The 8,148-nt window shown below is 35.2% G+C and carries 8 protein-coding genes; all 8 read left to right on the forward strand.

Translation table 11 applies throughout. From position 1 onward, the window contains the following. Positions 1-674, forward strand: a 674-nt coding sequence (locus CVD18_RS22830; protein ID WP_103867326.1) for a hypothetical protein, incomplete at its 5' end; no start/stop codon positions are given. A gap of 4 nt (positions 675-678) precedes the next feature. Further along, complete coding sequence (locus CVD18_RS20330; RefSeq protein ID WP_103867327.1) at positions 679-3,702, forward strand: hypothetical protein; 3,024 nt, start codon at positions 679-681, stop codon at positions 3,700-3,702. Beyond that, entirely contained in the window at positions 3,702-4,694 is a 993-nt protein-coding gene (locus tag CVD18_RS20335) for a hypothetical protein (protein ID WP_103867328.1), read from the forward strand. Before CVD18_RS20330 ends, CVD18_RS20335 begins: the two co-directional genes overlap by 1 nt. A 118-nt stretch (positions 4,695-4,812) precedes the next feature. Then, positions 4,813-5,820 carry a hypothetical protein gene (locus CVD18_RS20340; protein WP_103867329.1) on the forward strand — a complete coding sequence of 336 codons (1,008 nt, stop codon included), beginning with the start codon at positions 4,813-4,815 and terminating at the stop codon, positions 5,818-5,820. A gap of 118 nt (positions 5,821-5,938) precedes the next feature. Then, positions 5,939-6,943 carry a hypothetical protein gene (locus CVD18_RS20345; protein ID WP_103867330.1) on the forward strand — a complete coding sequence of 335 codons (1,005 nt, stop codon included), beginning with the start codon at positions 5,939-5,941 and terminating at the stop codon, positions 6,941-6,943. A 120-nt stretch (positions 6,944-7,063) separates the two neighbouring features. Next, positions 7,064-7,615 carry a hypothetical protein gene (locus CVD18_RS20350; protein ID WP_103867331.1) on the forward strand — a complete coding sequence of 184 codons (552 nt, stop codon included), beginning with the start codon at positions 7,064-7,066 and terminating at the stop codon, positions 7,613-7,615. Positions 7,616-7,683: 68 nt separating this feature from the next. Beyond that, positions 7,684-7,821, forward strand: a complete 138-nt coding sequence (locus CVD18_RS22835; RefSeq protein ID WP_158250522.1) for a hypothetical protein — start codon at positions 7,684-7,686, stop codon at positions 7,819-7,821. Positions 7,822-7,977: 156 nt separating this feature from the next. Then, a partial coding sequence (locus tag CVD18_RS20355) for a transposase (protein WP_146052740.1) occupies positions 7,978-8,148 on the forward strand: 171 nt, incomplete at its 3' end.

The following is an 8,148-nucleotide window of genomic DNA, read 5'->3' on the forward strand; positions in this document are numbered from 1 at the left end:
CTGCCAAAATCCCATTCCCACAGATTGGTATTACCAACCGATTATTGGGTAATACCACAGAAGCACAAGCAAATCAAGAAGCATTACGAGAAGCTGAGCAAAAAGAAATTATAGTAACCAATCTGCAATGGAGAAAAGAAGGTAACCCTATCTCTGAAACCACAGTAGGTAAAGAAGTAACCATATACGCAGATGTACATGGTGCAGATGCTACCGAAGGGAGCTACATCCCCCTGATTATCTATGAAAAAGATGAACAAGGTATAGATGATAGCGTATCATCAGTAATAGGTGAAATCAAAAATAATAGAATCAATGTGCTATGGATAACCATATATATACAAGATAATGATGATACAGAAAGTGCCCAAGAGCTACAAGAGCAGGAATATACACTGCCAGAGTATGTAGTAAAATATGATAACCCCGATGGCGAAACTGTAGAAAGTGAGCTACTAACTATCAAAGATCAACTAGAACTAAAGGTAATGAATAGCGAGACAGAAGAACCCTTGGCAAATGCAAACTATACCATAGCTCTACCCGATGGAGATATGATCGAAGGACAACTTGATGCAGATGGCTATGCCATTGTAGAAGAATGTAGCGCCTCTAGAAACTATCCCATAGTATTTTCTGTAAATGGCACTGTAATTACAACAGCAAAATATTAGCACTATGACATTTACTACCAAAACATATACTGCAACAGACGATACATATGATTCTTTGGCAACTACAATCATAGAAGAAACCACAAGTATCAGTGAGGATGAGCACTCTCAATCCTTAGCAGATCAAGTAGCAGAGGGAATAAAAAAACAATTGAGATACAAAAAAGTAACCTCTGGGGATCGTATAAAACTAATATCCAATGCCGAGTTCTACCTAAACATGGTAAATACTGCTACGGCAAGCTATGTAAAAAGAGCAACCAGAAATGCTACAACAGTAAATAATCTAGCCACTACACCGCCACATCTATTTTTTGCCGTTGCAGAGTATAACGATTACAAGGATTATGCATGGAAACATAAAGAGTATCAGGACAATGAAGGTGTCGCATATTTTAGAACAGAAAACGGGCATGTCATTCCTTTTGTTTCCAAAAAAAGAAATGAAACCATAGATGCATTTGTACAACGAAGAAATCAAATTTTTGCGAATTGCCAAAGAGAAATAATATCAGGGAAATTGGGTACAGGTGTTAATGGTATTAATGGGGATAAAACTCAAGCAAAAAAAGCAAAAAAAGGATGTATCTATATTTTTGACGAAAACAATGAACTCAAACATACATTTGTCATAAAAGACTCAAAATATCAAGAAGTGCAATTATCGCAAACTGATTATAGCTATCGAAAAAAAATAGGAATCCCACAGGAGTGCGCCAAAATAACCAATTTTTTTGCAGAAGATAACGAGACTTTAAAAAAATATCAGTTTGTATATTCACCCATAAAGCTATCAAAAAAAAGATTATTTGGTACAAATCACTCCTCTATACTACCAGAATTTGATACTACAGATAGTGCCAGGCATGTAAACATATCCAAGTATGGATTATGCGGCCTTAATGATGATAATCGATCAGGATCAGAAATCCTCACAGATTATCAACATAGAAATAGAGAGTTACCCCCCGCCATACATTATCACTTATCTAGTACTCTATATAAAAATATTGGGACTGGTGTAGTCATTCATTACCCCAACCCTTTAGAGGAGCTAAAACGTAGAGCAAAAGTATTTCAGAAACGTTTTAAAGATCGTGAAGCTTGGATACAGGATGAAAACAGGTCTGGGCAATATTTTTTGCATCAGGCCATTACCGCCATGATTGATAAAAATCCCACTATGAAAGCTCGGGTAAATGTGAAACGTATGGATAATTGGAAATATCTGTACGACAAAGAATATAAAAAAATAAACGACAAAATGCTATCAGGGATAATCAACCTGATTGAGTGGCTCAGAAGTCCAGAATTAATACAAACTGTATATAACCATGCCACCAGTACCGATAAGGTGCATTTGGTAGAAGCTACAGAAGCCTATGGAGAAGCCTGCCGATTTATAGGATACACCATCTATGGCAAAGAGTTTCTAGAAGCAGAACTACAGGACACCAGTAGTTTTTTATGCCTTATCAATGGGTTGAATAGCAATGTACGATCTAGCGAAGATTTTTTGGCACAATATGGGGTATTGCTGCGTGATGATGTGATGAATCAAGATCGGTATACAGCAATAGGGATGACCACCCGTAAGGCAGAACAGGCATTGGTAAATATACTAGACACTTCTGCCCCAACCATTGGCAAAGTTTTTGGCAACAAGGCTGTAGCCAAAATAGCAAAGCGTTTGGGTAAAATTATTGCACAGTTCGACCTTACCTCAAAAAGAGTAAAACCAATTGATACAGCAGATACCATAGCCGAAATTATAGACAACGACCCGATAACCAAATTTCTAAACTCAAAAGGACTAAAAGGATTGATAGGTGTTTTTGAGATCTATAACCTTATTATTGCCATAAAAACCCTACAAGATGATCCCGAGCATAGTGCTAATAATATATTTGGGTTAGTAGGTGCCTCTGCCGATCTGGTAGCAGAAAATTATGGCTGGCTATTACAAACCAGCCAGAAATATATAAAAAGTAACAATATCAATACCTTGCTAGCCAACAAAACAACAGTTATCGCACCTCTTATGGTAGTATCAGGTATTATTGATTGTATGATAGGAACCAATTCGGCTATAGATGCACACCGCAAGGGCGAGTTAAAACTACGTGATGCCTATGTGAGCTATGCATTGGGGGGAGCACTTGTTGCCTTTGGCGCAGCTACTATGGTAGCAGGAGGAAAAACCGCTGCCCTAAGTGTAGGAACCGCTAGTATACCCGCAACAGCCATGATTAGCTCAGGTATTGTGATTAGCCTTGTAGGGTTAACACTACAGTACTGGTGGGATGATGAAAAAATAAAAAAATGGCTTAAACATTCTATTTTTGGGGATGAGCCTGAAATATTTAATAACAAAAAAGAATTGTTTAGTGGAGAAAACGAAAAACTCGATAATAAGAGTGCAAAAACTATTATTGATGAACTTAATAAAATAAAAATAAAACCAATTATTCTCGAAGAAATTAAAGCGATGAATGATATTATGTTTGAGTTTTTTGTAGCGGGCAAAATTCATCAAGAAGAGCATGGGGATACTCGCCGCATGGCATCAGGTTCTGATCCTCGACTGCCAGGTTTGTCTGATCAGGCAAAAGCTCGTATACAGAGACATCGATTGCCTAATAAATATACCACAATAGCTGTAGATATAGAACCTGGGTTGATGACCTCCAATGCCACCATTACTTTTTCTAATCTAAAAAAACACAGTATCAATCGTTTTGTAGAACGTTTTGATCCCTATCAAATCAATAACGAAGCAGAATATACAAAACAACTTCCCGATATCTCCCTATCAATGCAGCATCCCGAGATGGATACTTCTATTGCTGGAAGAATCAATTATAAGCAAATGCAAGTAACCAAAGATGCCAGAGGTAGGGTAATTAATATCAATAAAATTTTTATCTTTAAAAACGAAGATATCGATAAACTCACGGGGGATATTACTATCGATTTTAAACGAAACTCTAAACAAATCATTACCAAATCTTTTAGTATAGAAATATAATGCAAAGTTATTTTGAAAAAGAAAAAAATATCCTACCAGGGCAAGGAGAAGAGTACTACCCTGCATATCGTTTGCTGTTTATTCCCTTTTTGATCGTAGGGCTACATCATTTTGAAAATTTAACTTATGCTTATGCTACGGCACTAAATATACAATCTATATTTATGCTACTTATCAGTGGGGTGATCTGTTTACAGGTGTATCTACTTACATTACATACAGGCTCCAAATGGCAACAATGGTTATACAAATCGTGTTTACTTATTGTTGGAGTAAATATAGTATTAGGTTTTTTTAATAAATACTCTGAACGTGATGGGGTATGGTTCTCAGAACAAGATGAAATAAACATTCGTAAACAAGATGAAAAATATTTAAAAGGATTAAATTTATTAGATACTAATAATAATATTTTTGTAGTTGGAAAGTTGAAAAAAAGATTAAGAACTCTTGAAGCATTAAGGGCTAATAAACTATCTAATCTCTCTTTTGATCAGCAATTTGATATATACGCAGAACACATATTACCAATGGATTTTAAAAATTATTGGAGTTTAATAGATGAAACTGGAAATAATACATCAGAAAGACTTTTAAGCGATTACTATGAATGGCAATATCCAGATTATCAAATATATATACATATACCTGATCTTGTTTGTGCAAATCCAAAATATCCAGCATATAGTGAAGAAGAGCTAACCTCTTGCTTTACTAGTTATGGGGAAAAAGGTAGAGATAGAAGCATAGACGCAATTGGCAGGGTTTTTAAAGCATCTGGGGGCTGGCCAGTATTACAGGATCGTTTACACAAATACTATAAAGCTATAGAAGAATATTTTTTCCCTACCTATGTACGTAGGGATTTGATAAACGATCCTTATTTTTTGATAGAGCGAGGGCAGTATAAAGAAGCACGGGCAGGCTTATCTAAATTACCCCCAAATCGTCGTGCCTTTTGTGAAGAAAAACTAAAAGCCTTGGGAAAGTAACTCAATGTAGGTTTATCGTTAAACACGAAGATATCGATAAACTCACTGGGGATATTACTATCGATTTTAAACGGAATTCTAAACAAATCATTACCAAATCTTTTAGTATAGAAATATAATGCAAAGTTATTTTGAAAAAGAAAATACCCCCCTACCAGGGCAAGGAGAAGAGTACTACCCTGCATATCGTTTGCTGTTTATTCCCTTTTTGATCGTAGGGCTACATAATTTTGAATGTATAACCTATACAACTTTATCCATCCATCCCTTTTTAGCTATCCAACATATATTTATGTTACTCATAAGTGGGGTGATCTGTCTACAGGTATATATATTAACGATACATACCGCCCCCAAATGGCAGCAATGGTTATATAAGCTCTGCTTATTTCTTCTTGGGATAAATATAATATTAGGTTTCTTCAATAAATATGTTGAACATCCAGAAAGTTGGTTTACTGATGAAGATGAAATTAATATTCGTAAACAAGATGTGCATTCTTTAGAAGGATTAAAGCTATTAGATACCACAAGGGCATTTGTGGTTGGGAAATATGAAAAAAGGATAGCTCCTCTAATATCAAGTACTAGCAATAAACCAGATAGTTTAACGTATGATCAACAATTTATGGTATATGAAAAAGAAATACTCCCAAAGGATTTTAGAGTCTATTGGGCATTGATTGATACCACAGGAAACAATACTTCTGAAAGACTTCTTGGAGATTATTATGATTGGCAATACCCTGATTATAATATATATGTGTATATACCAAATTTAGAATGTGAAAAACCTGAATATACTGAATACCATCCTAATTATCGTAAAGACCAACAGGCATGCTATACTACATTTGGTAGCAAAGGAAGGAGGCGAGATATAGAGGCCATTGGCAGGGTTTTTAAGGCATCTGGGGGCTGGCCAGTACTACAAGATCGATTATATAAATACTATAAAGCCATAGAAGAATACTTTTTCCCTACCTATGTACGTAGAGATTTGATGAACGATCCATATTTTTTGATAGAACGAGGGCAGTATAAAGAAGCACGGGCAGGCTTATCAAAATTACCCCCAAATCGTCGTGCCTTTTGTGAAGAAAAATTAAAAGCCTTGGGAAAGTAACTCAATGTAGGTTTATCTTTAAAAACGAAGATATCGATAAACTCACTGGGGATATTACTATCGATTTTAAACGGAATTCTAAACAAATCATTACCAAATCTTTTAGTATAGAAATATAATGCAAAGTTATTTTGAAAAAGAAAATACCCCCCTACCAGGGCAAGGAGAAGAGTACTACCCTGCATATCGCCTGCTGTTTATTCCCTTTCTTATTGTAGGGCTACATAATTTTGAATGTATAACCTATACAACTTTATCCATCCATCCCTTTTTAGCAATCCAACATATATTTATGTTGCTCATAAGTGGGGTGATCTGTCTACAGGTATATATATTAACGATACATACCGCCCCCAAATGGCAGCAATGGTTATATAAGCTCTGTTTATTTCTTCTTGGGATAAATATATTATTGGGATTTTTTAACAGATATGTTGAAAGAGAAAGTATTGGATTTTCTGAATCAGATAGAGAAAAAATACACAACCTCGATATTACACATAGTGAAGATTTAAAATTATTAGATACTAGTAATAATGCTTTTATAGTTGGGGCATATCAAAAAAGAATACGCCCATTTGGAAGAGGAGGAATGAGAATCAAAAGTAGAGGTTTGACTTCGGAACAACAGGATATGGTATATGAAAAAAAATTACTCCCAAAGGATTTTAGAGCCTATTGGGCATTAATTGATACCACAGGAAACAATACACCCAGAAAAGTTACTGGCGATTATTATGATTGGCAATATCCTGATTATCATGTATATATATATATGCCAGATCTTTTTTGTAAAAATCCAGAATATCCAGCAGATACCGATGAAGAACTAGCCCCTTGTTTTACCAGTTATGGAGAAAAAGGAAGGAGGCGAGATATAGAGGCCATTGGCAAGGTTTTTAAGGCATCTGGGGGCTGGCCAGTACTACAAGATCGATTAGATAAATACTATAAAGCCATAGAAGAGATATTTTTTCCTACTTATGTACGTAGAGATTTGATGAACGATCCATATTTTTTGATAGAGCGAGGGCAGTATAAAGAAGCACGGGCAGGTTTATCAAAATTACCCCCAAATCGTCGTGCCTTTTGTGAAGAAAAATTAAACGCATTAGGCAAGTAGCCTACTAAAACTGTGGCAGTGATCAGGCAGGGCTAGAACAATATCATCATAGAGTCTATAAAGAAAACTCAATTTGAGTAAAATTATAGTACAGTAGTAAAACTTATTTAAACATAAAAAATGTTACAAAACATCAACATACAAAAACTGGTCGATGAGATCTCACAACCCAATGTGGTTTGTGAGATTGATAATGAAATCCCAAAAAATGCAGAGGACAGATACATACATATTATCTATACTTTGGTAAACATAGTAAGACCTTGCATGTATAAAAAACTATTTAACCCTTATATTCACATTAAAGATATCCACGGGAAATTACTTTTTAATGACAGGTTACATATTGCTGATACAGCAATCAATGAAATAGCCATTAAAAATGCGGGGTATTTTGATGTCCATTTGGTCAGAAGAAAAGATTCTTTGATGGTACATTACTGCGTTGTTACTCCAGAGTTAATCGCTCAGAATAGACCCTATGTAAATCGAATTAATTTCACTGATGGAGTCTTTAAAGAGGTAGCCTATAGAAAAGCGGCATCTATCATTATAAAAATGATAAAAGATAAAGAAAAAATGGATCATAGTTCCTCAGAAAACTTCAGTATCACAGTACATAATTATGAACCAGAAACTCAAAAATGGTGCATTGAGAATTTTATCACATAAGATTAATAGAAAATATAAGCATAGGTAAATCTAACATTAAATCTTATTGGGGTTTTATCGTATGGTATATGGATCAAAACAGACCCCTACCTCCTGGTATTGCTTTTGATCCTTATCGAGAAAAAGACCTAAAATGTAGAAACGCAGAAGAAAACCCGCCACCATTATACCCTAGTGATATCAATACCTTGTATGATACGCGATAACAACAAAGAGAACGTGAACGTATTGGGGGGTGGTGAGAAAGAGTTTTTGAATATCGAATACTGAACACCGAATGTTGAATATCGAAGTTTCTCACTAGTTTAGCCCCCAATAAGTTCGGAGTGTTCTTTTAAATTTCAAACTAATACATTTGAGATATGAAATACAAGAAATGGACTTTAGACCAGAAGTTAGAAATACTAGCTACTTCGGAAGAGATTGGTATCGTAGAAGCTTGTCGTAAGTATGGAGTTAGCACTGGCACTTTTTATAGTTGGAGAAAGAAGTTTGACCATCAGGGAGAGGCTGGTTTAAAAGTTACTTATGAC

The sequence above is a fragment of the Aquimarina sp. I32.4 genome, assembly GCF_002924285.1.
In the GTDB taxonomy this organism is placed as follows: Bacteria; Bacteroidota; Bacteroidia; order Flavobacteriales; family Flavobacteriaceae; genus Aquimarina.